This window comes from Haliscomenobacter sp. (assembly GCF_965225875.1).
Lineage (GTDB): Bacteria > Bacteroidota > Bacteroidia > Chitinophagales > Saprospiraceae > Haliscomenobacter.
The window spans coordinates 750434-775436 of the sequence record NZ_CBDDBS010000002.1; the positions used below are offsets into that span (position 1 = coordinate 750434).

Here is a 25003-nt window from a genome sequence, read left to right on the forward strand (position 1 = left end):
TATTGAACCTTCGGGGAGGGGTTTTGGAATTGGTGTGCAACATCCAAATTTTCAGGTTATTGGCAATCAAATTACACCTTCGTCGGATCAGGATGCACCCAAGGCTTCCGATACGGCCTTGCCAGCAATGCCGTAGCTTCTTTATCCCCCACCACAATCCGTTTTTTGGGATCATAGGTCAATTTCCGGCCCGTTTCCATCGCAATATTGGCCAGAATACAACTCGCTGTAGATATATGCCCTTCTTCAATATCGGCCACTGGGCGGCCTTTTTTATCAATGGCTTCCAGGAAATTGAGCATGTGCAGACGAGTAGCCGGAGCTGCATTTAGCTCAATGCGTTCTTCAGTCAGATCTTCCGGGTATTTTTCTTTTTCATAAACAACGTCCTTATGAATCTTTGGAGCTTTATCATCCACCGGGATAAAATCGTAACGCATGGTGCTGGCGATCAAGGTGCCTTTTTCCCCATACAACGTGAATGACCAGGGATACTCGGGGTTAGGTGGCGTGCCCCAGGTACGGTGCTGCCATACGCAGTCGAGTTCATCAAATTTGAAAATGGCGGTTTGCGTATCGGCGATATTGGATTTGCCTTCTTTTTGTACCAGAATTCCACCACTGGATTCGATGGATTTTGGCCAGCCTAATTTGAGCATCCAGCGCACCGTGTCCAACATGTGCACACACATATCCCCCATGATGCCGTTGCCGTACTCCTTGAAGGTGCGCCACCAGCGGATGTGGGGCAGGCCGTCGTAGGGGCGCATGGGCGCGGGGCCGGTCCACATTTCGTAATCGAGGAAGTCGGGAACGGGTTGTACGGGCGGGTTTCCGTTGTTGCGCATGTGGAAGTAGCAGCACATCTCTACGTGGGACACCTTGCCGAGTAGGCCGGCGTCGACGATGTTGGTTTTGGCGTCGATCAGGTGGGGGGTGCTTTTGCGTTGGGTACCTACCTGCACCACTTTGTTGTACTTGCGTGCTGCTGCCAGCATGGCTTCACCCTCCATGACGTCTACACTGATCGGTTTTTGTACGTATACGTTCACCCCAGCTTTTACAGCTTCAATGGTTTGGAGGGCATGCCAGTGGTCGGGGGTGCCGATGAGTACGATGTCGAGCTGATTTTCGGCGAGCAGCTTGCGATAATCGTTGTACAATTTGGGGACTTTGCCCGATTTTTGGCGTTGACTCACCAGTTGGCCAGCAGCAGTCAGCATGTTTTTATCTACATCACAAAGGGCGATTACCTCTACAGGCACGACCTGAATCAGGCGAAATAAATCACTTTTGCCGTACCAACCTGTACCAATCAAGGCGACCCTCAGCGGGGCGAGGGGATTGATCAAGTCGATGCCGTATAAACCCAACGTATTGAGGGCTAAAGCGGCAGTGGCACCTTTTAAAAAACGGCGGCGATTGATGTTGAAACTTTCCATGTAGGTGTAGGATTGAGGGTTGAAACCAGAAATAGCTTGCGATCAATTGTGAGAGGTAAAGTAGGGAAAAATTTGGCGATTGAGAAAAAGGGCAGGAAAAAATACAGGATTTAGTTGGGATTTTGACCACGATTGAACATCATTTGAATGCGCAGTTCGGCTTCAGCCTTCGTAATGCCAGCATAATAGTCCTCAACAAAAGGGTGCTCAAAATCGGGACGAGGCACAATTTCCGGGCGCTGGTTATCTGGACGGGTATTCACAAGGCAGGGAATATAATCCTTAAAAGTATAATCCGGTAGTTTGTTGCTCAACCAGCCAAAGTATTGGACTTGGTGATTTGGATTGTCAAAATTGTCGTTGTAATCCTGGAAACTTTTTTCGCTCAGACTTACCCAAACGCCGTATTCCAAATCAGAGCAATGGTCCTTGACTTTTTGAGTCATTACGACTCGAATAAAGCGATCCGTTTGATCAGGATATTCAATGACGCAGAAATCACTGTTTAAAAAGGCAATGTTTTCTTTTTCTTCAGCGGAAAGATGGACGTAGCTGTCGGGGGCGCGGAAGGCGAGGGCTGGCCAGGAGTCGTGGGTTTCGCCGCAGGAGGGGCAGGTGTAGGTCATAAGGGTTTGATGAATGTTTGCATTTTTTCTCTTGCAATGTCGGCATTTCTGAAAAAATATGCAAGAATGAAAATTTGGAAATCAGGGTATTGATCATTCTCCAAATAGAGTAAAAAAATTTGATTATCAATTAATTAATGTTTTTTTGAGTGACGAGTTTTGAATACATGACATACGAGTTTTGAAGTGGGCTACCGCAGCGACTTAGACCAAGGCTGTGTCCAAGCCGCTGCGGTAGCGCACTTCAAAACTCATGTACTCATGTATTCTGAACTCGTAACTCGAAAAACCTTTTGGTGTATGCACCCAAGACAATACCCTAAAACTCAAACACCCATTCCCCACTCCCCACTTCAACCACAACCCCCTTCGCCGTGCTCTTAGCATTCGCCACCGGGTTTCCACCTTCCCGCACCGCGCCCGCATCCTTCGTCGGCAGCGTCACCGTAGCCGTAGTATTCGCTGGAATTTTGACTGTCAGTTTGATCTTTCCCCCTTGGCGTTCCCAGCCGGAGACAATCTCGCCGTAGCTGCTTTGGAAGCTCGCTTTCGCAAAATTCAACTTGGCCGTAGGCTGTGGTTGAATCAGGATGTGTTTGTAAGCCACCTGCCCGATTTCCAGGCCAGCCGTTACGCGGTACATCCAGTCGCCGATGGCGCCGTAGGCGTAGTGGTTGAAAGAATTCATGCCCGCGTCCTGGAAGGTGCTGTCGGGCTTGATGCCGTCCCAACGCTCCCAGATGGTGGTGGCGCCCATTTTGACTGGGTACAACCAAGATGGGTAAGACTCCTGAAACAAGAGGTCGTAGGCCACGTCGGTATGCCCATTATCCGATAAGACATGGCAGAGGTAAGGTGTACCCAAAAAGCCCGTCGACAAGTGGTTGCCGCGCGATTTGATGTCACGTACCAACTGTGCCGTGGCCGCAGCCCGATTTTTTTCCTCAAACAAGTTGAAGGTCAAACCCAGCACATACGAAGTTTGAGAATCCGAAATTGTCCGCCCCGAACCAGCAACGTATTCGTTGTTGAAGGCCTTTTTGATTTTTTCAAACAAGGCAGCATATTTGGCTTCATCCGCTTTTTTGCCCAAAACCTGCGCCGTTTTGCGCAAGATGTCCACCGAGTTGGCATAAAAAGCGGTAGCGATGTAATCAGGGTCGGTGTAGCCACTTTTTTCGGTAGGGTTACTGATTTGAGCCTGATAAAACAACCAGTCGCCAAAGTGGGGCCCACCTTTCCAAAGGCCGTCGGGGGCCTTGGTGGTGATCCAGGCTACCCATTTTTCCATCGAGTTGTACTGCCGCTCCAACAGGCGTTGGTCGCCGTAAACCTGGTACAGGTTCCAGGGCGCAATGGTACACACGTCGCCCCAACCAGAAGAGCCAGTTAGGTTCTTTTTTTCTTTGCGTTGCAACACATCAGGGATCACGTGGGGTACACCACCATTTTCTCCCTGATCGGCAATCAGGTCATTCAGCCATTTGTTGAAAAAGCCCGCCACCTGGTAGTTGTAAGCAGCAGTGCGGGAGAAGGCCTGCGCATCACCCGTCCAACCCAGGCGCTCGTCGCGTTGGGGGCAGTCGGTGGGTACATCGAGGAAGTTGCCACGCTGGCCCCATTGGATGTTGCTTTGCAATTGGTTAAGCAAGGGGTTGGAGCAGGAAAAATCTCCGGTTTTTTTGATGTCGCTGTGAATCACCACCCCCGTGAAATTCTCGGCGCTCAAAGTACCCGGATAGTTGATGATTTTGATGTAGCGGAAGCCCATGAAGGTAAAATGCGGCTCAAAGGTTTCTTCTCCAACTCCTTTGAGGGTATAGTTCAATTCACACTTCGCGTGGCGCAGGTTGGTGGTATAAAAATTGCCTTTTTTGTCCAATACTTCGGCGTGTTGGATGGTCACCTTCGTTCCGGCTGGGCCAGTGACTTTAAAACGAATCCATCCGGTGATGTTTTGGCCAAAATCGATGACTTTGTCACCTTGTGGCGTGGTAATCATTTTTTGGGGCTTCAGCTCCTGAATGCGGCGAACCGGTGGTCCTTGGGGAGCGATGAGGTTGTTCTTTGGAAAATTGGCCACGTTTACCGCCCACCAGCCCTTGTCGTCAAAGCCTGGTTTGGACCAATTGGGAATTTCCATACGCGCATCATAAGTCTCGCCATTGTACAAATCGGCCATGCGGATGGCGCTGTTGTTTTGTGCTTTCCAGGAAGCATCGGTACCAATGACTTGTTGAGAACCGTCTGTGTAGGTGACGACCAATTGTGCCAGCAGGGCCAGTTTTTCGCCATATACGTTGCGGTTGTCTTCCCAGGCGAGATAGCCCCGGTACCAGCCGTCGCCCAGTACCGCACCGATGGCGTTAGGGCCTTGGGTGAGCATGCTGCCTACGTCGTATACGAAGTATTGCAAATGATCCTGATAGGCCGTCCAGCCAGGTGTAAAGAGATCTTCACCCACTTTTTTTCCGTTGATGACCATAAAATTGAGGCCATGACTGGTGGCGTAAAGTCGGGCCGACTGGATTTTTTTGCTCAAGCTAAATTCTTTACGCGTCAAAGGCGGCGGGGGCATCGATTTGGTATCAACCGTCAGTTCGGGTTCAATCCAGGACGCTTTCCAGTCTTCGGGTTTGAGCAGGCCCATTTCCCACCAGGCCGTTTCACTCCAGAGGGATTCGTGGTTTTGGTTGTCCCAAACCTTGACTTGCCAGTAATAACGTTTGGCACTTTGTAAGGCTGGCCCGGCGTATTCTTGAAGAATGGATTGAGCTGAACTCAGTTTTCCGGAGTCCCAGATCAAGCTCTTTTTGTTAAAATCCGCTGCCGTAGCTACCCGGATTTGGTAAGCAGTTTGCAAAATATTGCGCTGTGGGCTGCTCAGTTTCCAACTCAGGCGGGGTTTGCTGGCATCCAGCGGCATGGGGTTGACGAGGTGTTCACAAGTGAGGCTATTTACCGTAAGCTGGCTGTGGGCGCTTACGGTAAAGCCTAGCAGAATAAGTAGTAGATAGAGCGATCTCATGTTTTGAAAAAGGTTTATGGTTGTGTAAGTTGTATCTTCGCGCCAATAAAATAAGCAAAAAGGCTGGATAAAATGGACATCATTTACTTTTTCGAACTCCTGGGTACATTCGTTTTCGCCATCAGCGGAATGGCGACTGCAGCCGAAAAAAAATTCGACATTTTTGGCGCCGCGATCATCGGCTGGGCTACTGCGGTAGGTGGTGGAACCATTCGGGATGTAATGATTGGCCGACTACCGGTAGGCTGGATGCGAGACACCAATTTTTTATTCGCCATTCTCGCAGCGCTACCCGTGGTCTATTATTTCCGCAGAACCATCTTGCGCTTTCCGCGTACCTTTTTGTGGTTCGATAGTTTGGGGCTTGGTTTGTTCACCGTGTTGGGTTTGGAAAAAACCCTGGCTTTGGGGCTTGATCCAGCAGTTGCTGTAGTCATGGGTGCCGTTTCGGCTACTTTTGGAGGAGTACTTCGCGACTTGTTGTGCAACGAAATCCCCCTCGTGTTTCAGCCCAAAGCTGAATTGTATGTAACGGTGTGTTTATTGGGTGGCTTGTTTTATTTGTTCCTGGGGCTATTTGGCCTCGACTTCCGCTGGAAAATGATTGTCACCATCATTGTGGTGTTTGGCATTCGTCAGTTGGCCATACAGTACGATTGGAAATTGCCCACAATCAAGTAAAAAGCGGCGTCGACTGTTGGTAGGCCTGCCCATTTTTCAAGTGCATCAAAGCCCCCAATGCCGTGGCCTGGTGGAATTCGAGCGCCTCAATTTGTTTGTTGGGAAAATCTGCAGCCAACATGTTCATGAAGATGGGATTTTTGGCGAAGCCGCCATCTACATAAAATTGGGGTACCCCATTGTCAACCAATTCGATGGAGGTTTTTAACAAATCCATCAAACCGCGCATTAAACTGAAGTAGGCAGAAATGGCATCAGTGCAGTCCGAAAAATCCCAGTTGCCATTTTGCAAACCCAGTACGGGGCCAGTCCCTTCCATACAAGCGGGAATAAAGCCGGATTGAATATTGGCTTCTTCCTGGCCATTGAGTTTTTTGTAAAAACCAGTTTCCACGCCGTAATGCTCCGCAATGCGCTCAACCTGGTGATCGTGTTCCCGACCAAAAAAGACCCGGGAAGCTTTAACCGGATTACCTTTGGGCGTGAGGTAGGCCAAACAATCACAACGCAGCGCCTGCGGGCTCAGGTGTTCCTCGTTAAAAGGGTTCAGGTTGATGCACCAGGTACCCGTCGACAAGAGCAAAAAGGGCTCTTTCCCCCGCAACAAATAAGGCAGTAATGCTGCGGAACTATCGTGCAAACCTACTCCAATCATCACCCCATCCTTTACGGTTGCAATGGGATCTTTGGTGATGGGAGCGAGCTTTTCATCGATGCCCCAACGTTTGACCCAAGGGTGGTAAGTTCCCGCCTGAAAATCCCACAAGGCGGTATGGCAACCGAGGGAAGTGTAATCGCTGAATTTTTCACCCGACAACAAATAGGAAAGGTACTGCGGCAGGTGCAATGCAGTTTTGATTTGTTGGAAAACCTCCGATTGGCTGCGGGCCAGCCAGTACAATTGCAAACCGGAATTCAGCATGCCCATGGTAGGCGAGCAGGTTATGGCGGCAAAAGCGTCCTGATCCTGGCTTTCCTGCCGCTGGATATCTGCATAGAACTCAGTCTGCAAGTCTGCGGGAAATGGCTTCAAATAATTGTACAAAGGCCCAATCGCCGTACCCTCGGCATTCAGGTGCACAAAACTGGCCCCATAGGCACTAAAATTGACTCCTTTGAGCAAGATATCCGAACGCAAGCGCAGGTTTTCCCAATGATCCAACAACCAGGAATTGAGCAAACCCAAATCGTCGCAAGGAAAACCATCGGCATCGCTGGTTTCTGGAAAAGTTTGGCTTTGCTCTTCGAGGGGTTGAAATTCCTCATCAAAAAGCAAAAGTTTTTTGTTGGTTTTCCCTACATCAAAAATTGCAAATGCCGCTGTTTTCATAAGCCCGTTGCCGTACTGAATTTACCTCTTTTTTCAATCAAATTTGCCCTTACCTGAGCTGCGCGGAAAGCGCCCAGTGGGTCGATGGCGCCGCCGTCCAACCGCATGGCCTCAGCCACCAAGGGGCGGACATCGGTGAGGAAGGCGTCGCGCAGGAGTTCTTCAGCTTGGACGACATCGTTCTCTTCTTGGGCCTGATTCAGGGCAGCGCGGTCTACCAACAATGCCCGGGCATAAGCCGAAAGGATACCATTGACGGATTGCAACAAATCTTCGATGGGGTCTTTGGTATTGTGGCTCGCATCGATCATCCAGGCGATGTTCGGGTTTTTCACCGTGGGGTCACTCATGCCGTCGACCAGTTCGTTAAAAATCAGGAACAGTTGGAAGGGTTTGATGCTGCCCGTGGTCAAGTCGTCGTCGCCGTACATAGAGCCATTGAAGTGGAAACCACCCAGGCGGCCAAAGTGCATGAGGCGGCCTACTATTTGTTCAATGTTGGTATTGGGCAAATGGTGCCCCAAATCGACCAGCACCTGCGCATTTTTACCCACGGATTGGCACAAGGAATAGGATGTTCCCCAGTCGGGGATGATCATCGAGTAAAAATTGGGCTCGTAAGGCTTGTATTCGATGAGCATAGTCCAATCATCAGGCATGGCACTGTAAATGTCAGCCAAAGACTCAGCGGTGCGTTGGTAGGCGCGGCGCAAGTGGTGTTGGCCCGGGAAATTGGAGCCATCTGCCAACCAAACGGTCAACACTTTGGAATCCAGCTGTTTGCCGTATTCCACACATTGGATGTTGTGGTCGATGGCTTGTTGGCGGACTACGGTTTCCGTGTGGCAAAGTGAGCCGAACTTATAACTGTAGGCCTGATCTTTTTGGTCCTGAAAGGTATTGGAATTGACCGAATCGATGGTCAGTCCATGATGCGTGAGCAATTGTTTGAGGGCGGGTACATCCTTGGGAATGTCCCAGGGTATGTGCAAGGAGATGGAATTGGCCGAGCGGTTAAGTTGGTGGATCAGGCCCACATCTTCAATTTTCTCCTCCAGATTTCTTGGCTCACCACCGATGCTGAAACGCCCAAAACGGGTGCCACCGCTGCCCAGGGCCCAACTGGGGATGGCAATTTGAAAGGCCCGGATTTTTTCAACAATTTGAGCCGCATTGAAGCCCTTGCGCTCCAACACTCCTTCGATAAAGCTCAACCGGGTTTCGTGTTCAGGCAATTGGGCCTGATTATGGTATTGGATTTGGTCGTTTGCGATCATGGCAGTGCAGATTGTTTGATTTGCCTAAAGGTAATGTTTACAAAATAAATGAAAACCTGATGTGCTGCTATCCTGTGCTCTCCTGCTGTAAAAATTGAAATATTTATGGTTTGAGTTAGGCATTCGGTATTATTCCTTAGCTTTATGTACATCTGTAAATACACACTGATTCCCATGCAAACATCTATTATCATCATCATCATTGGCTTATTCATTTTCTGGGGGCATTACCTCAACGGGATTTTTGAACGCAGAAGCATCCCGGATGTACTGGGTTTGATGTTGATTGGGATGTTGTTGGGCCCAATTTTTCACCTGGTTGATCCTACTTCCTTTGGCCAGTTTGGGCCTTTATTCAGCAACCTGGTGCTCATTTTTATCTTGTTTGAAAGTGGTACTGATTTGCGGATTTCTGAAGTGAAATCTTCTTTTAGAGAATCGGCGGGTATCACTACCCTGGGCTTTTTTGTCACCTGGATTACTGTGGCCGTCATGTGTTATTTGATCTTGGGATTGCCCATTTTGACCTGCCTTTTTATTGGAGCAACGCTAGGTGGAACCTCCTCTGCAGTGGTAGTAGGTTTGGTCAAAAAAGTAGACGTAAAACCCAAAACAGCCACGACCTTGATCATGGAATCCGCAGAAACCGACGTGTTTACCTTGGCGATTCCATTGAGTATTTTGGGCTTGATGATGAGTGGAGAGATTCAGGCGGGTACGGTGTTGTCGCAGTTTATTGCCTCATTGGTCATTGCGCTGCTGATGGGGATTGGCGGGGCCTTTTTATGGTCGTTTATCCTCAACAAAATTCCCAACCTCAAATCGACCAAGTTTTCTACTCCCGCCTTTTTATTCATTCTGTACGGGCTTACGGAATACCTCAATTTTAGCGGGCCGATCACCGCCTTGTCTTTTGGCATCGCGATTGGCAACCTGCAGTATTTTGAACCTAAATTGCTGGAGCGTATCATCCCCAATCAAAGCATTGTTTTATCACAAATTGAAAAGGATTTTTTCAGTGAGCTGGTCTTTTTGCTGCGCACTTTTTTCTTTGTATTCATTGGCATCAGCATTCAAATCAATCGTTTGGACTGGTTGATGTGGGGCGCAATCATTACCCTGGTCCTGTATGCTTCCCGCATCATCATTGTAAAGTTAATCGTGACCAGAGATACGCCACTGTTGGACAAGTCAATCATGTCGATCATGATTCCAAAAGGTTTGGGGGCCGCGGTGATTGCTACCTTGCCACTGCAACGTGGGCATTTGGATGGAGTGATCATTCAGTCGATATGTTTTGCGGTAATTTTGTTCAGCACTTTGTACTGCGTGGCCTTGTTCTTTTTGGTAAAAATAGGGCTCAGTTTGCCCTTTTATCGGTTGTTTTTTGGCAAGGATCAAAAGGGTGGAGAAGAATTTGAAGCTTAGTAGTGGGGCAAAACTAAATATTTTTTTACCGCAGAGTTCCACGGAGTACACGCAGAGTTTCACAGAGTTTTTAAGTTAGGCCATCTACGATGGCAAAGATTACTCAGAGGCCGCACTGAATAGCAGTTGGTATGAAAAAATCAAAATTCAGTAGTGCCCGGCCTTCAGCCATCGAAGATGGCAAAACTCCTTAAAACTAACTCTGTGAAACTCTACGTGTTCTCTGCGAAACTCTGCGTTTTAAAACTGCGTAATGTGAGTAATTTATTCCTTCGGAGCAATGAAAGTGCTTAAAACAGATGACAAAAGTCACCCCCTGACTTGATCCATATGCCTGCCAGGGTAGAGACTAAGTTGTAGCTTAATAGTACAATTTATTCACCTACCATGACGCAAAAAATTACTTCCCAATTTTTTTTGAGGCTTTTGAATAGGAAGCTCACTTGAAATGAACCGTTCGACTTCCTATTCAAAACCCAAATTGGGAAGTTAATTTTTCTGCGTTAGTTAAAAGCAGGACAACATGAAAATACTCCCAATCAGGTGGATCATCGGGCTTGCTTTACTTTGTTTGTTGAACACCAACTTAAGTGCCCAGCAAAAGGTACCACGCCCACTCGTCCTTTCATTGTTCAACAATGCTACCCTTTTACCCGGTGCAGGTAAATTGGGAGTTTGGGGAACTCCAGTGCATCCAGGCATTTCCCTGGGTACCGAATTCCTGTACAGTGCCCGCCCGCATCACGATTGGTTTCAAACGGCCCGGTTTGCCTATCATTATCACCGCTATATCCAACACAGCTTGCAATTGATGAGCGAAGTGGGGTATCGCTACCATTTTGGTGGCCCGCTTGATCTGGAAAGCAGATTTGGACTGGGGTATCTGCACTCCATCTCCGCTGCCCAGATTTTTGAACTAAACGATGGTGTGTATGCGCAAAAAACGAGCCTGGGTCGGCCACAGGCGACCGCCTCTTTGAGTTTGGGGCTTGGTTATCAATTGCCTGCTACCAACGCACCCCGAATCTTTTTGGCCTATCAATTCTATCTGCAGTTTCCTTTTGTGAATGAATATGTTCCCATTTTGCCCAATACTGCCCTACACCTTGGCTTGAGTCTCCCATTTTTTCACCAAAAGCAGGGGCGATAAAAAAATAAGCGATCATTTTGACAGAGGATTAGATAAATAAACGTTTCATTTTAAGTGTCTTATCTAATCCTCTGGCTCAGGAAAAATGATCACTTATTTTTGCCCCACTACATCGCCATGAAAACGATCCAAGCTTCTTTCATTTTGCTCTTGAGTTTCGTTTTGCTGTTGCCTCTGGGCTGTAAACAAGATGAAATTCAACCCACCCAAAGTTGTAGTACAAGCTCCCCAGCCCCACACCCCAAAGCTGCCTCCTATCAAAAGGTGTTGAACGACTATGTCCGCAAGGGCTTGCCGGGTATTTCCCTTTTGATCCGCGACGAAGAGGGCACCTGGTATGGCGCAGCCGGTATGGCCGATATCGATAAGGGGATTGCCATGCAACCCTGTCAGGTGTCCAAAGTAGCTAGCGTCACCAAAATATTCATCGGGGCATTGATCATGAAATTGGTTGAAGAGGGAAAAATGGAGCTCGATGCTCCCCTGAGCAAATACGTTGCGGCCAAACACTTGGATAACGTGGCCAATGCCAAAGAAGTGACTTTGCGCCAATTGTTGAACCACACCTCGGGGATTCCCGACGTCATTGAACAAAACAGCTTTTACCTGGCTGTTTTGAATAACCCAGGCAGGTTTTGGACGCCAGAGGATTTGTTGAAATACGTAAAAGGTCTCGATCCGGTCTTTGAACCCGGCACCCAACTGGAATACTCCAACACCAATCTGCTCTACGCAGCCATGGCCATTGAAGGCGCTACGGGACAAGACCACGCTAAATTGTTGCGCGAAAAGATCCTCGATCCGCTGGATTTGGAGGATACCTACTACCACTGGCACGAAGGCCTGCCCAATTTTGTTGCCCAAGGCTATTTTGACCTCTACAACAACAATACTTTGGTCAACATCGCCAACCTGAATACCGGGAGTGGCAATGGGTATGGTGGGATTTATTCCACGGTGTTTGACCTGCAACGCTTCATTGAAGCCTTGTTGCGGGATAAAACCCTGCTGCAAGCCAAAACCCTACAAGAGATGACCCGCATGAGTGCCGAAGACCTTCTCGAACTAGAAGCGTATGGGGTGACCATCCGCAAGGACTTTTTGGATCGACCAGTCAATCAATACGCATTGGGCCACCGCGGGCGCGACCTGGGGTATACGGCGGATTTATTTTACTTCCCCAACCAAGACATCACGATGGCCTACCTGATCAATTACGGTACCGATGCTGAAAGCGATTTGAAAGCGGTGTTTTTGGATTTCCGCAAAGCGATCGTTGATGAAATGATGAAGGAGTAATGAACCTGTTCCGCATGAGTTCCCTTTACTTTTTTTGTAGAACCGGGGATAAAGCTTCCTTAGGACTGTGAATTAAATTACATTCGCAGATGTACCCCGAGCGGGGTAAAAGTTCAGTTTCCCCTATAAACCTTAAATTATGCCCTTCCCGCTTGACCCGAAATACATCCTGGAAGCAGAACGGGAGTTATCTGTTTTGCTTCCAGAACTGTATAAACGCAAAATGATCGAGCACAACGGCGGCGAAATCATCACCACTGAACACTCCTGGTCCATTTTTCCCATCTTTGACCGGGCCGACGAAAAACGAATCAGCCGCACCAGCAACCACCTGGTGCTGGAAACTTACGTGGCCCGGACCTGGCCGGGCTTCCCACCACTAGCAGTAGCCATTGCCGAAAATGGCTGGGGGGATTACCTGGTGTTGTTACCCTCTGAAGTGGACATGTCGGAATTGCGGGATAATGTTTTTTTGTGGGTGCATGAGACGGGACAGTTGCTGGAGGTAGCGGATTCTTTGGGAGAGCTATTGTAAGCACTCCAACTTAACTGCAATCACCTTCCGATTGCCCCGGTGAATGCCATACAACACACTTTTCTGATAGCGATCAATCTTTCACCGCAACCAATGCTCCACCAACACACCTAGCACCTCAAATACAATCCGAATTATCCCCGGAATCAAAAATAATCCAATCCAATAGCCCCAACGATATCCTCCGGTAACCAAAGGTGCATAATACTCCCGCCCGGAAAACAGGCCAATGAAACCATTTTGCACCGCAAAAAAACCATGCTTGATGCCAGGCCAAAAACCATAGGTAATGGCCGGATCGATCCAGGCCGTATAGGCTGCCAGGATGAACATAATGAAGGCCAGGACGAACAAAAACAGGAAGTACAAGCGTTGGGCAGGTGTAAACATGGTGAATTGATTTTGGGCAAAGTTCTGAAAATGGAGTGAAGGTTTTTTCACGCAAATGGGTGATTTTTCACTAGCCCCCCTTAGGTGACTCTTAGGTGCCTTAAGTTTCTTAGGTGGTGAAATAAAGGTTTTTCTTTTTCACCACCTAAGAAACCTAAGGCACTCAGGATTCACCTCAGGAGGCTACTTCAAAATCGCCCAAATCCATACCCCCTCCCCTTCAGCTCCGCTATCAACTGCGGTAACCTCCGATAAAACTTATCCTTCCGCTCCGGGTCCGTCCCCAGATGGATCAGTACAATCGCTCCATTGAGCCGGGTGAGGTTCTTTTGCTCAAAATCCAGCAGACGTTCGTACAATTGCGCGCTGCCACGGTAGTTGCTCATGCTGGGCGTGGTGTAATCCGCATTGGTGCCCGTGCCGGGGCTAAAGTTGATCAACTGTAAGCCCTGTTGCTTGCTCCAGTTGGTAATTTGTTCATTGTACCACTCGTAGGGCGGCATAAAATGGGTAATGGTCGCCGTGGGAGCAAAGGTTTTTAAGACCTGCAAATTGGCCTGCAAATCCTGCTCAAATTGGGCGCGGCTCAACAGCAACGAGTCCCTTTTTCCCCAATCACAATACAACAAATGTTTGTCCGAATGTGGCCCCAGGTAATGCCCGGCTTTGACCATTTGTTGGATGCTGCTTTTGAACTGGGGCGTCCGCAAGAAGTCGCCCGTCAAAAAAAACGAAGCTTTGATTCCTTGTTTTTGCAAGGTCTTTAAAATGAATTTGCTGCCTTCCCCAAACTCGTGGCCGGTAAAGGTCAAATAAATCGTAGGCTCCTGCGGATTCATCCCTTGAATACCACCGTACACATCCTTTTGCAGTTGATCCGAAGCCGCTTTGCCCTCCTGCTCATAGGCCGAGAGGATGTAACTCAGGCTCGCGGTGCCATCCATGGTGGGTTCATTGCTGCAATAGTCGCCGTTATCGTCGTGGTACACCACCAATTTGGATTGAAACTCCGCGTATTCATCCGCTTCGTGCATGGTAATGCCAATCAGCCGGCCAAAAATACTGCCGTAAATGGGGCCATCCACTAAGCCCCCGTCGATAGGATATCGGTAGAGATTGGTGAAAGCGGAATGTGGATCAACCGGGGTATCCCCATCGGCCGGCAAGCCGTAAATCATGCTGGTTCCCCAGGGATTACAGCCAAACAACCAGTCGCGTAGGGCTGCCTCCAATTCCTGGTATTGCTCGTCTTTGGTCAGTTGACGGTACAAATGCAGTTGGGTCAAAATGCCTACCGTGAGGTTGTTCGAGCACCAGATGAAAGGTACACCGTTTAAGAAAGGGTTGTTTTGCCCCCGAGCCTTTACTTTTTCAATGCCCGCCTGGAGGTATTGGCGAAAAGGTGTACCTGCTCCCCCACCCTGCTGGGCCAACAGATAATGCCCCAGGTTCACAAAAGGGTACCATTGGTAGTGCCGGGCGGTATCGGCGCCCATCCAGGGGGTAGTTGGCTCAGTCTGGGCGTATTCGCTGGCTTGTTGGAAGAGTTCATTGCGCTGAGGAGCAAGTTGTAGCAGTTGTGCGGCGGCCAGTTCCATGTCATCCACGAAGTTGTCTTCTTCGTAAAAATAAGGCGCACGACAGGGAGCGGTTTGGCAAACGCCGGGGAATTTGCGGCCAAAGGTATAAGCATCCCAGGCTTTGGGCAACAACTTTTGGGCGTATTCAGGGTAAAAGGGTGCCAATACCCGGCTGCCCAGCGCAAAAGCCGAGGCATATTTACCTGCGGTGGAAGCTACCCCTTTCGTCCGGTTTTGGTAACGCAACAAGCCCTGGGGCTGCCCGGTGATGAAGTAGACCGGGCGGCGAAGGCCCTGTTTGGGATCGTAAACCACCGAATCCAGATTGGGCAAGCGCAATTTGAGGTGGTCGCGGTCGTCGGCCAGTTGGTTGTACATTTCGTCTTTGGCGGGGTTCATTTTGAGCAGCCAGTCGAGGCCCCATTTGGCTTCATCCAATACATCGGGAATGCCATTGGGCCCGGGATGGCCATTGGCACTGTGGGTGTCGCCAAAAGAGGCCGGATTTTGCTGGTAGGCAAACAACATTTGGTAAGTGGCATTCGCCGAAGTCGTGACGTATTGCAAATAATCGGAAGCATCGTGCCAGCCACCGGAAACGTCCAGGTGTGTACCATTTTTCGCCGGATCGGGATGGTACACAATATAGCCATCCTGGGTATGGCAAGAATCTTTGAGGTAGGGATTGTAGCCGCTGCGCTGCTGTCGCATGTAGCGCAAAATGAAGTCGGCAGTACCTGCGTATACTTCATCAGCAATGCGGAAACTGGGCGAACGTACCCCCGCTGCCCGCACATAATAACGACCCTCGCGGTTGAAGCTGGAAAAATTGAGCCGACAGCCTGAGCGGAAGGAGGCATATTCCCCAAAGGTTTGAATGCTGCGGCTGCTGAATACCACTTTGTTGCTCAACTCTTCACACAATTCAAAACTACTGACCTGCGGTGTTTCCTTGCTGACGAGTACAGCGACTTTTTTATCCTCGGGCAGGTAACCGAGTTGATTGACGCGGATCCAAGTGGACTGGGCTGGGAGCAAATGAGGCAACAAACCAATCCCAATACAAAGAAGAAGAATATTTTTCATTGAGCCAGGCAGATTGATGTAGGCTGTTAAGATAACTCAATCTACTCAATTTTTAATAAACACAAGTCTTAACAAAACTTTAACCATCTCTCTTTTAACGTTTTAACACCACAAATTAATCCCGAACAAATTATGTGCTTACCTTGTTGAATCATAATATAAACTCAATATAAACCCAGCAATCATGAAAAATTTCGCCTCAAGTTCGTTTCCGTTACTCCTTCTGATCATGGTCAGTTCCCTGGCCTGTAGCAAAGCTGAAAATGAAGTAAAACCCACTTTACAAGAAACCATTGAGCAAAACCTCAAAATTGAGCTCAACGCCACTTTACACCCCCTTAGTACCACCGACCCCAGCCTCCCGTTAAATGACCTGGACTTTTTGGGGAATCTGGGCAATGCCAAAATTGTCGGGATGGGGGAAGCGACTCACGGCACCCAGGAGTTTTTCCAAATGAAACACCGCATTTTTAAATACCTGGTTGAAAAGCAGGGCTTCCGCTACCTGGCTTTTGAATACGATTTGGGCGGCTGTATGGCCTTGAATGAACTGATCCAAAGTGGACAGGGCGACATCAAAGCCTGGATGTCGCAGCAAATGTATTTTTGGACCTGGCGTACCGAGGAAGTGTTGCAGCTTTTTTTGTGGATGCAGGATTACAACCGCAACAAACCCGACGCTGAAAAAGTACACCTGGTTGGGGTGGATTGCCAGTTCACGTCCCAGTCGGTGCCCCAATTGGTCAATTTACTCAGTCGTTACGACAACAATTTCGCCAGCGAGGTGAGCAATAAATTGAGTTCATTGGTCAAAGCTGAGTTGTACAAAGGAGAAAATTTCAACAGCATTCAACAAGCCCGCAATGGGGTTTTGCCACAAATCAACGAAGTAGGCCGGGCGCTCGATGAAAGGGCAGCTTCCATTTCTCAATTGACGTCTCCCGCGTATTACCAACAAATTCGGCGGGTGTACGAGACCATCGTCCAGGCCGAAATCATCCAGTATAGCCAGATCATTAACGCTGAAACCTCCTTTAACTTCCGGGAAAAATACATGGCCGAAAACCTGGATTGGATTTTCAGCCAATACGGCAACGTAAAAGTGGCCCTCTGGGCACACAATGAACATGTGGCCAAAAACGATCAATTCGTGAGTTTTGGTACCAAGTCATTGGGCGGAAACATCCAAGCCAAATACGGCACGGCTTACCAGGTAATTGGATTCAGCATGGGCAGCGGAGATTTTAAAGCGTACAACCTCACCAACAACCGCCTGGAAACCATGAGGCTGGACGCACCTTTGGCCAATTCCTTCAATGACCAGTTTACACAAGTTGATGAACCGCGCTATGGGGTAAAACTCGCCGATTTGCAAAAACGCTATTTTTGGAATGGCCGCCTGAGTTCCAGCCGCCCCTTTTTGTCCATTGGGGCTGTCTTCAATGCCCAGCAGGTTGAAAATTATTTTTACACCATCCGTTTGGATCAGTTGTACGACGTGATTTTCCATTTTGACAACACCAATCCTTCTCAGGTATTCTAAAACACACCAAAGCGTCGAGCATTCCAGGCCAATTTTCCATTGCATTAGCGGGTGAGTAGAATCATCAGGTAACCTTATTCTTTTTTCTGTAAATTGTGAGAGTTTTAAAACACAGACATTATGCATAAGCTCTGCACTACACTCATCCTGCTTTTGGGCACTATCGGCATTTTTGCCCAACAAAAATGGACCGAAGCCTCCAAAGGAAGTTTTAACCTGGTCCAAAACCAGGGCGGCCAGGCCATTGGTTATTCCCCCAATTCTGGCGTGAAAATCCTGACCGTAGCCGGTTTTGCCTTTAAAGACCTGAACAAAAACGGTCAGCTCGATCCCTACGAAGATTGGCGCCTACCCGCCGATGTACGCGCCAAAGACCTGGCTTCTAAAATGAGCATCGAACAAATTGCGGGTTTGATGCTGTACAGCCGCCACCAGTCCGTTCCTGCTCGCGCAACTGGTTATTTTGCTGGTCTTTACAAAGGAAAACCCTTCCCTGAAAGCGGTGCAAAACCCGAAGACCTGAGTGACCAACAAATCGAGTTTTTGACCAAAGATAACCTGCGCCACGTGCTGCTGACCACGGTACAATCGCCCGAAATTGCCGCCAAGTGGAACAACAACATGCAGGCCCTGGTGGAAGGAACTGGTCTGGGCATTCCGGCCAACAACAGTTCCGACCCGCGCCATGGCACCGTAGCCAACGCTGAATTCAACGCCGCGGCGGGTGGCGCGATTTCCATGTGGCCGGGTTCACTGGGTATGGCCGCAACTTTTGATCCGGCATTGGTTGAAAAATTTGGCCGCATTGCCGCTACGGAATACCGCGCCCTGGGCATTGCTACGGCCTTGTCCCCACAGGTTGACATTGCTACCGATCCCCGCTGGAATCGTTTCAGTGGTACTTTTGGGGAAGATCCATTCCTAGCTGCTGTGATGGCTCAGGCTTATTGCGACGGCTTCCAAACCTCCACTGGCGCCCAGGAAATTGCCAATGGTTGGGGATATGGCAGCGTCAATGCCATGGTGAAGCACTGGCCGGGAGGTGGTTCCGGTGAAGCTGGCCGTGATGCCCACTTCGGCATGGGTAAGTTTGCGGTGTACCCGGGCAAACAATTCCAGACGCATTTTATCCCCTTCATCAATGGTGCATTCAAGTTGAAAGGCAAAACCATGATGGCCTCGGCGGTCATGCCATATTACACCATTTCCTGGAATCAGGATACCAAGAACAAGGAGAACGTAGGCAACAGCTACAACAAATACATCATCACCGACCTGATGCGCACCAAGTACAAATACGACGGCGTAGCTTGTACCGACTGGGGCATCACCGGGGATGAAACCGTACTGGACAACTTTACCGCAGGTAAGCCCTGGGGTGTAGAAAAACTCAGCATTGCCGAGCGCCATTACAAGGTTTTGATGGCGGGCGTGGACCAGTTTGGGGGCAACAACGAAGCCAAACCCATCATCGAAGCCTACGCGATGGGCAGCAAGGAGCACGGTGAGGCCTGGATGCGCGCACGTATGGAGCAATCGGCGGTGCGTTTGTTGAAAAACATCTTCCGGGTAGGTTTATTCGAAAACCCTTACCTGGATGTGGAGAACACCAAACAAACGTTGGGTAAGCCCGAGTTTATGGCAGCAGGGTATGAGGCCCAATTGAAATCAATGGTTTTGTTGAAAAATCAAAAGCAAGCCTTGCCACTAAAAACAGGTACCAAAGTATATGTTCCTAAAAAATTCACCCCGGCTGGTCGCAACTTCCTGGGTGAAGTGACCCCGGAAAGAATGGATTATCCGGTCAACATCAACATCGTCAAAAAGTACTTCACGGTAACCGACAATCCCGATGAAGCCGACGTGGCGATAGCCTTCATCAGCAGCCCCAACACGGGCAACGGCTACCAGGCCGATGATGTCAAAAAAGGCGGCAATGGGTACTTCCCGATCAGCCTGCAATACGGCGAATACAAAGCGACTGAAGCCCGGGCAGTGAGTATTGCGGGGGGCGACCCGCTGGAAAATTTCACCAACCGTACCTACAAGGACAAGTCGGTCAAAGCCACCAACATTAGCGACTTGGCGATGGTAACCGAGACTTATGAAAAAATGAAGGGCAAACCTGTCATCGTTTCCATAAATGTAGACAATCCGATGGTTTTCAGTGAATTTGAAAGCAAAGCCAACGCGATTCTCGTCAATTTCCGCGTCCAGGATCAAGCCATTCTCGACATCCTGACGGGCAAAGTCGAACCTTCCGGCCTGCTGCCCATGCAGATGCCAGCGAGTATGAGCGTAGTGGAAAAACAGGCTGAAGATGCTCCCCACGATATGGTATGCCACAAGGATGCCGCCGGGCACGTGTACACCTTCGGTTTTGGGATGAACTGGAAAGGGGTGATTCAGGATGCACGTACGGCGAAGTATGTACCGAAGAAGAAATAATTTTCTGAGGTGCCTCTTAAGTGCCTTTGGTTCCTTAGGTGGTGAAAAAAAACATCTTTTCACCACCTAAGAATCTTAAGGCACCAAAGAGGCACCTTAGCCATCTCCCCCATTTGCCGCCCTCCTTACATTTTTTTCCCACCACCTCACCGGGGCAAGCTGCCTTTTACACGTCTATCCATCCAAGCCATCGATTAAAACAAGGCATCATTCTAGCCAATGTGGTGAAGAATCTATTCCGCAGGCCCTTTGTCCATACGATCGCTTAACTTTAGAGCTTGATTAAGATCGCGAACACCAAACAAAAAACATGAAGCATCCATTGACTAAAGTGATATTGGCAGGTCTTTTTATCCTGTTCCTGGTACAAAATGGTTTTGGCCAAAACAGCAAACTGGCCAACATCAAAGGCAAAATCATCGAAGCCCAAAGCAAGGCGCCCCTCGCCTACGCCGCCATCCGCATCCTGAAAAACAGCGACAGCACCCTGGTCTCCGGGGGCATCAGCGACGAAAAAGGCCAGTTTTCCCTCGAAGCACCCTATGGCGACTACCACGCGGTTGTGGAGTTTTTGGGTTACCAGCCCATTAAAATCCCCAGCTTTAGTGCGAGTGCTGGTAAAAACAGCCTGGATCTGGGTACCATCAGCCTCAGCGCCGCCGCTCAAAACCTGCAGGAAGTAGTGGTGCAGGGCGAAAAAAGCAGCATGGAACTGGCCCTCGACAAAAAAATCTTCAACGTTGGCAAAGACCTCGCCAATGCAGGAGGTACCGCCTCCGACATCCTGAGCAACATCCCCTCCGTATCGGTGGATGGTGAAGGCAACGTCAAATTGCGCGGCAGCGACAACGTGCGCATCCTCATCGATGGCAAACCTTCGGGCTTGGTCAGTTTTAAGGGAGGCGCGGGTTTGCAGCAGCTGCAGGGTAGCCTGGTCGACAAAGTGGAAGTGATCACCAACCCCTCCGCGCGTTACGAAGCGGAAGGCATGTCGGGCATCATCAACATCGTGCTCAAAAAAGACCGACGCCAGGGTTTCAATGGCTCTTTTGACCTCATTGCGGGCAATCCCGACAACTTCGGTGCCGGTGCCAACGTGAACTATCGCAAGGACAAAATCAACTTTTTCCTCAACTACGCCCTGGCCTACCGCCTGCAACCGGGTCGCGGAGAGACCTACCAGGAAGTGTACGACGGCCCCATCACCCGCATCCTGGAACAGACCAACAAGGGGCGCATGCGCGCAGCCAACAACAGCATCAACGGCGGTTTGGACTACTATTTTGACGACAAAAACATCTTCACCGCCTCCTACCTCTGGCGCCGCAGCGATGCCCGCCGCATCACCGACAACCAGTACAAGGACTACATCAATAGCCTGAGCAACTTGTACAGCATCACCGACCGCCAGCAGGATGAAACCGAAGACGAACCCAACTCGGAATACGCACTGAGTTACAAACGCAGTTTTGAAAAAAAGGGTCACGAACTCCTCATCGATGCCCGGTACCTGGATTATTGGGAGCACTCCGACCAAACCTTCACCCAAAAGAGCGTTTTTGCCGATGGCATCATCAACAAAGTGAGCAGCCGCACCCAAAAATCGCTCAATGATGAGACAGAGAAACAGTGGCTTTTTTCGGCGGATTACGTACAACCCTTTGGCAAGGAAGGCAAATACGAACTGGGTGTGCGCAGCAGTTTCCGCGACATGAGCAACGACTTTTTTGTGACCGAGCAGGACAGCACCGGAATCTACCTGCCACTGGATAGCCTGAACAACAACTTCCTCTACGACGAAAACATCAATGCGGCCTACGCCATCATTGGCAACAAAATCAAACGTTTTTCCTACCAATTCGGCCTCCGCGCTGAACACACCGACATCAAAACCACCCTGGCCCAAACCAATGAATCCAACCCCAGAAATTACGCCAACCTCTTCCCCAGTGCCCACTTCACCTACAAACTGCCCCAGGAAAACTCCCTGCAAATCAGCTACAGCCGCCGCGTACGCCGCCCGCGTTACAACGACCTGAGCCCCTTCGTGACCTTTAGCGACAACCGCAACTTTTTCAGTGGCAACCCCGATTTGAATCCTGAATTTACGGATGCCTACGATTTGGGCCACGTCAAGTTTTTTGAAAAAGGCTCCTTTGCGTCCTCCTTGTACTACCGCTACACTACGGGCAAAATTGACCGCATCCGGCGGGTAAACAGCGATGGTTTTGCGGCTACCCGTCCGGAAAACTTGCTGGATGAGCATTCCTTTGGGGCCGAATTCACCAGTTCTTTCAGCCTGAAAAAATGGTGGAAACTGGACTTTAACGTCAACTTCTTCCGCGCCATCACCGATGGTTCCAACATCCAGGAAGACTACCAGAGTGATACCTACGCCTGGTTTGCGCGCCAAACCTCGCGTTTTTCTTTGCCCAAAAAGACGGACATCCAAATCCGGGCCAGCTACGAAGCGCCGCGCCAAACGCCCCAAGGCGAGGTCAAATCCCTGTTTTTCACCGACCTCTCCATGAGCCGTGACCTCTTCAAAGGCCAGGGCAAACTCATCCTCAACGTGCTGGACGTATTCAACAGCCGCCGTTTCCGCAGCATCACCCGGGGCGAGAATTTTTATACCGAAAACAATAGCCAAATGCGCCTGCGGCAAATCAATTTGACCCTGAATTACCGCCTGAATCAGTCCCAACAAGTAACCCGACGCCGAATCGGCGGCGAAGAGGAATGACCGCCGTAGGGGCAGCCCTCTGTGGCTGCCCCTCTGCTGGATGCCCCCAACCCAGCCGAAGGCTGCCCCAACACAAATGCCCCAAAACAATCCCCAATCAAAAGCGTTTCATCCAGCACCAAAGCGACAATAATAGCAGCGCTGATGGCACAGATAAAGCGATTGACGCGGATTTTGATCCCGCCTTCGGCGAGATGGGAAAAGGTTAGCCACGAAGGCACTAAGACACTAAGAAACCATTTTCTATTCAAGTGCCTTTGTGCCTTCGTGCCTTCGTGGCTAAAAAACTTCGCCGCAGGCGAAGCAAAATCCGCGTAAATCCGCTTTATCTGTGTCATCCGCGTTCCAATTCATGTCGCTTTGGTATTTCCTATGGATTTTCCACATAAAGATTCAAACCCATGAAAACCCTCATCCTCTTCGACGTCGACGGCACCCTCATCTACTCCGAACGCAGAGACAGCCGCTGCTTTGCCCAAACCTACACCGACCTCTACCACCGCCCCTTCCCCACCATCGACTGGAGCAAGTACCCCCACGTGAGCGACACCACCATTTTCGCCCACCTCATCCAGCAACACTTCCAGCGCCCCGTAACCAGTACCGAAGTCGCCCACTTCAAACGCATCTACGGCGAGCGCCTCCGCCAGCAACGCCTGGAAAACCCCCATCACTTTTACGAAGTACCCGGCGCCGCCCGGGCTGATGAAGTTTTTCGTAAAAAACGATCTTTGAAATATTGGTAACTTAGCATCAAAAAGAGGAGAGATGAGAATCTATCTAACCTTGAGCGAAGGGGAAAAAGAAGCCTTGGAAGGCCTCTTGAAACGTTCACCCAAGCCCTATCTTCGAGAGCGAGCGAGTGCCATTTTACAAATTGCGTCTGGTTCCTTTGGCAACGAAGTTGCAAACAAAGGCTTACTGCGACGTCGGCGCAAGAACACGGTCTATGACTGGGTGGTTCGCTACAAAGCAGGAGGCATCAAAGGCTTAGAACAAAAGGCAGGCCGCGGTCGTAAGCCTGGGTTTTCCCCCTCTAAGCCCCCCACAACTACAAACCCAGGTTGAGTTGGTGGTAGGTCAAAGTCCAACTAACTTTGGTTTAGATCAAAGTCGGTGGACGCTAAAGGCATTGAGGGAAAAGATCGAGGCATTTAAGGACTACTCCCTGGGTGGAGTGTGGCAAGTACTCAAAAAAATTGGGGTTCGCCATTTACGAGCACGCCAATATGTACATAGCCCTGATCCAGCTTATCAGGCCAAAGTAGAGTACCTGCTACAGCAAATCCGAAGCCATAATCCTGGAGAGCAGGAAATTTATTTCTTGGATCAGCTCACCGTATATCTCCAGCCCACGATTGGCTATGACTGGAGTCCAGCTTCGCAAAAGCAACCCTTGTGTAGATTAGGTCATTATTCCAATAAAACGTTCAGAATCTGTGGCGCTTTAAATGGACTAACGGGCCAAACCCACTATTTGATTCGTCATAAAATCAAGGTACCCACCATCATTCAATTTTTTGAGGAACTCACCCTGAAGCATCCTCAAAAAACCATTTGGGTCATCCTGGATAATTGGCCGGTTCATTTTCACCCCGACGTCCTTGCTGCTTTAGCTCCTCAGCAATCTCCATTCCCCATAATTTTACCCAAATCATGGCAACATCTCAAGCCTAAAGCAAAGTTCAAGGGTAAAAATTTACCCGTTCAATTGTTGTTTTTGCCCACTTATGCTTCTTGGCTCAATCCCATTGAAAAAATGTGGCGATGGCTCAAGCAAGATCTTTTGCACAATCATCGCCTGGTCGATCAATGGGATGCATTGAAAATTAAAGTCGAACAATGGTTTGCACAACCTGGTCATCAAAACCAGCCTTTGCTTCAATATGTGGGCCTAAGGGCTTTACAGTCGCCTTTTTATCGCCCTTTCGCTGATGTTAGTTCCAATATGTCAAAGAACGCTTTTTAAAGAAAACTTCATAAGCCCAACTCCTGGAACACCCCGCCTACCTCGTCGCCGTAGCCACCGGTGGCTGGAAAGAATCGGCCGAGATCAAAATGCAGCACGTAGGCATCCCCTCCCAGCGCTTTTGGGTCAGCGGGGCCGACGATAAGTACACCCGCGAAGAAATCCTCCAGGAGGCCATCCAGGAGGTGCAAAACAGCCATTCCCCCCTCAAGCGCATCGTGTACGTAGGCGACGCCGCCTGGGACGTCCACACCACCCGCAACCTCGCCATGGACTTCGTAGGCATCCGCCACGGCCAGGATCACGATTTTTTATTGCATTTGGGTGCCACCCAGGTGCTCAGCAATTTTTTGAACTTCGACCTGTTTATCAAGGCAATAGAGGCCGCTACCCCACCCCTGGCCCAAAGCGCCAGAGAAAATATTTAGTCTTTTTGAAAAAAAAGGAA

20 protein-coding genes are annotated in these 25003 nt (G+C 49.5%); 12 read left to right on the forward strand and 8 right to left on the reverse strand.

The genetic code is table 11. The annotated features are described in order from the left end of the window. Positions 1–71: 71 nt before the first annotated feature. From ACO08K_RS05900 to ACO08K_RS05910, 3 genes are all read right to left on the reverse strand, one after another. Positions 72–1442, reverse strand: coding sequence for a Gfo/Idh/MocA family protein (locus tag ACO08K_RS05900; protein ID WP_421795473.1), 1371 nt, complete (start codon positions 1440–1442; stop codon positions 72–74). 110 nt (positions 1443–1552) lie between these two features. Further along, a complete protein-coding gene (locus ACO08K_RS05905; protein ID WP_421795474.1) occupies positions 1553–2068 on the reverse strand; it encodes a DUF2199 domain-containing protein in 516 nt (171 codons plus the stop codon). A 319-nt stretch (positions 2069–2387) separates the two neighbouring features. After that, on the reverse strand, positions 2388–5096 hold the full coding sequence (locus tag ACO08K_RS05910; RefSeq protein ID WP_421795475.1) for a family 78 glycoside hydrolase catalytic domain: 2709 nt from the start codon (positions 5094–5096) through the stop codon (positions 2388–2390). A gap of 72 nt (positions 5097–5168) precedes the next feature. Here ACO08K_RS05910 and ACO08K_RS05915 point away from each other — a divergent pair, with 72 nt between their 5' ends. Then, positions 5169–5777, forward strand: coding sequence for a trimeric intracellular cation channel family protein (locus ACO08K_RS05915; RefSeq protein WP_421795476.1), 609 nt, complete (start codon positions 5169–5171; stop codon positions 5775–5777). On the opposite strand, the gene ACO08K_RS05920 is transcribed toward ACO08K_RS05915, so the two are convergent. Both ACO08K_RS05920 and ACO08K_RS05925 read right to left on the reverse strand, forming a co-directional pair. Continuing rightward, entirely contained in the window at positions 5770–7107 is a 1338-nt protein-coding gene (locus tag ACO08K_RS05920) for an FGGY-family carbohydrate kinase (protein WP_421795477.1), read from the reverse strand. The two genes, ACO08K_RS05915 and ACO08K_RS05920, sit on opposite strands and share 8 nt — an antisense overlap. Next, positions 7104–8384, reverse strand: coding sequence for a TIM barrel protein (locus tag ACO08K_RS05925; protein WP_421795478.1), 1281 nt, complete (start codon positions 8382–8384; stop codon positions 7104–7106). The genes ACO08K_RS05920 and ACO08K_RS05925 overlap by 4 nt, the downstream gene beginning before the upstream one ends. 174 nt (positions 8385–8558) lie before the next feature. On the opposite strand from ACO08K_RS05925, the gene ACO08K_RS05930 reads away from it, so the two are divergent. The 4 genes from ACO08K_RS05930 (at position 8559) to ACO08K_RS05945 (ending at position 12796) form a co-directional block, all read left to right on the forward strand. Beyond that, the gene (locus ACO08K_RS05930) at positions 8559–9812 is read left to right on the forward strand and encodes a cation:proton antiporter (RefSeq protein WP_421795479.1); all 1254 of its coding nucleotides are present in this window, start codon (positions 8559–8561) and stop codon (positions 9810–9812) included. 523 nt (positions 9813–10335) lie between these two features. Then, positions 10336–10962: a hypothetical protein gene (locus ACO08K_RS05935; RefSeq protein ID WP_421795480.1), complete on the forward strand. Its 627-nt coding sequence runs from the start codon at positions 10336–10338 to the stop codon at positions 10960–10962. A 117-nt stretch (positions 10963–11079) separates the two neighbouring features. Beyond that, entirely contained in the window at positions 11080–12261 is a 1182-nt protein-coding gene (locus tag ACO08K_RS05940; RefSeq protein ID WP_421795481.1) for a serine hydrolase domain-containing protein, read from the forward strand. 139 nt (positions 12262–12400) lie between these two features. Then, on the forward strand, positions 12401–12796 hold the full coding sequence (locus ACO08K_RS05945) for an SMI1/KNR4 family protein (protein WP_421795482.1): 396 nt from the start codon (positions 12401–12403) through the stop codon (positions 12794–12796). An 81-nt stretch (positions 12797–12877) separates the two neighbouring features. Here the strand turns inward: ACO08K_RS05945 and ACO08K_RS05950 are convergent, their stop codons facing one another. Next, positions 12878–13186, reverse strand: a complete 309-nt coding sequence (locus ACO08K_RS05950; protein WP_421795483.1) for a hypothetical protein — start codon at positions 13184–13186, stop codon at positions 12878–12880. A gap of 188 nt (positions 13187–13374) precedes the next feature. Beyond that, a complete protein-coding gene (locus tag ACO08K_RS05955; protein WP_421795484.1) occupies positions 13375–15852 on the reverse strand; it encodes a glycoside hydrolase family 9 protein in 2478 nt (825 codons plus the stop codon). Positions 15853–16036: 184 nt separating this feature from the next. Between ACO08K_RS05955 and ACO08K_RS05960 the strand changes: the two genes are divergently transcribed. The 3 genes from ACO08K_RS05960 (at position 16037) to ACO08K_RS05970 (ending at position 22586) form a co-directional block, all read left to right on the forward strand. After that, a complete protein-coding gene (locus ACO08K_RS05960; protein ID WP_421795485.1) occupies positions 16037–17395 on the forward strand; it encodes an erythromycin esterase family protein in 1359 nt (452 codons plus the stop codon). Positions 17396–17515: 120 nt separating this feature from the next. Then, positions 17516–19843, forward strand: coding sequence for a glycoside hydrolase family 3 N-terminal domain-containing protein (locus ACO08K_RS05965; RefSeq protein WP_421795486.1), 2328 nt, complete (start codon positions 17516–17518; stop codon positions 19841–19843). 310 nt (positions 19844–20153) lie between these two features. Further along, positions 20154–22586: a TonB-dependent receptor domain-containing protein gene (locus ACO08K_RS05970; protein WP_421795487.1), complete on the forward strand. Its 2433-nt coding sequence runs from the start codon at positions 20154–20156 to the stop codon at positions 22584–22586. Here ACO08K_RS05970 and ACO08K_RS05975 read toward each other — a convergent pair. Then, entirely contained in the window at positions 22538–22924 is a 387-nt protein-coding gene (locus tag ACO08K_RS05975; RefSeq protein WP_421795488.1) for a hypothetical protein, read from the reverse strand. The genes ACO08K_RS05970 and ACO08K_RS05975 overlap by 49 nt on opposite strands. A 63-nt stretch (positions 22925–22987) precedes the next feature. Here ACO08K_RS05975 and ACO08K_RS05980 point away from each other — a divergent pair, with 63 nt between their 5' ends. The 4 genes from ACO08K_RS05980 to ACO08K_RS05995 all read left to right on the forward strand — a co-directional run bounded on the left by ACO08K_RS05980 (position 22988) and on the right by ACO08K_RS05995 (position 24983). Next, positions 22988–23332: an HAD family hydrolase gene (locus ACO08K_RS05980; RefSeq protein ID WP_421795489.1), complete on the forward strand. Its 345-nt coding sequence runs from the start codon at positions 22988–22990 to the stop codon at positions 23330–23332. A 22-nt stretch (positions 23333–23354) separates the two neighbouring features. Continuing rightward, positions 23355–23654, forward strand: coding sequence for a hypothetical protein (locus tag ACO08K_RS05985; protein ID WP_421795433.1), 300 nt, complete (start codon positions 23355–23357; stop codon positions 23652–23654). A gap of 4 nt (positions 23655–23658) precedes the next feature. Then, entirely contained in the window at positions 23659–24555 is an 897-nt protein-coding gene (locus ACO08K_RS05990) for an IS630 family transposase (RefSeq protein ID WP_421798283.1), read from the forward strand. Between the two features lie 89 nt (positions 24556–24644). Beyond that, entirely contained in the window at positions 24645–24983 is a 339-nt protein-coding gene (locus ACO08K_RS05995) for an HAD family hydrolase (protein ID WP_421795490.1), read from the forward strand. The last annotated feature ends 20 nt before the right edge of the window (positions 24984–25003 follow it).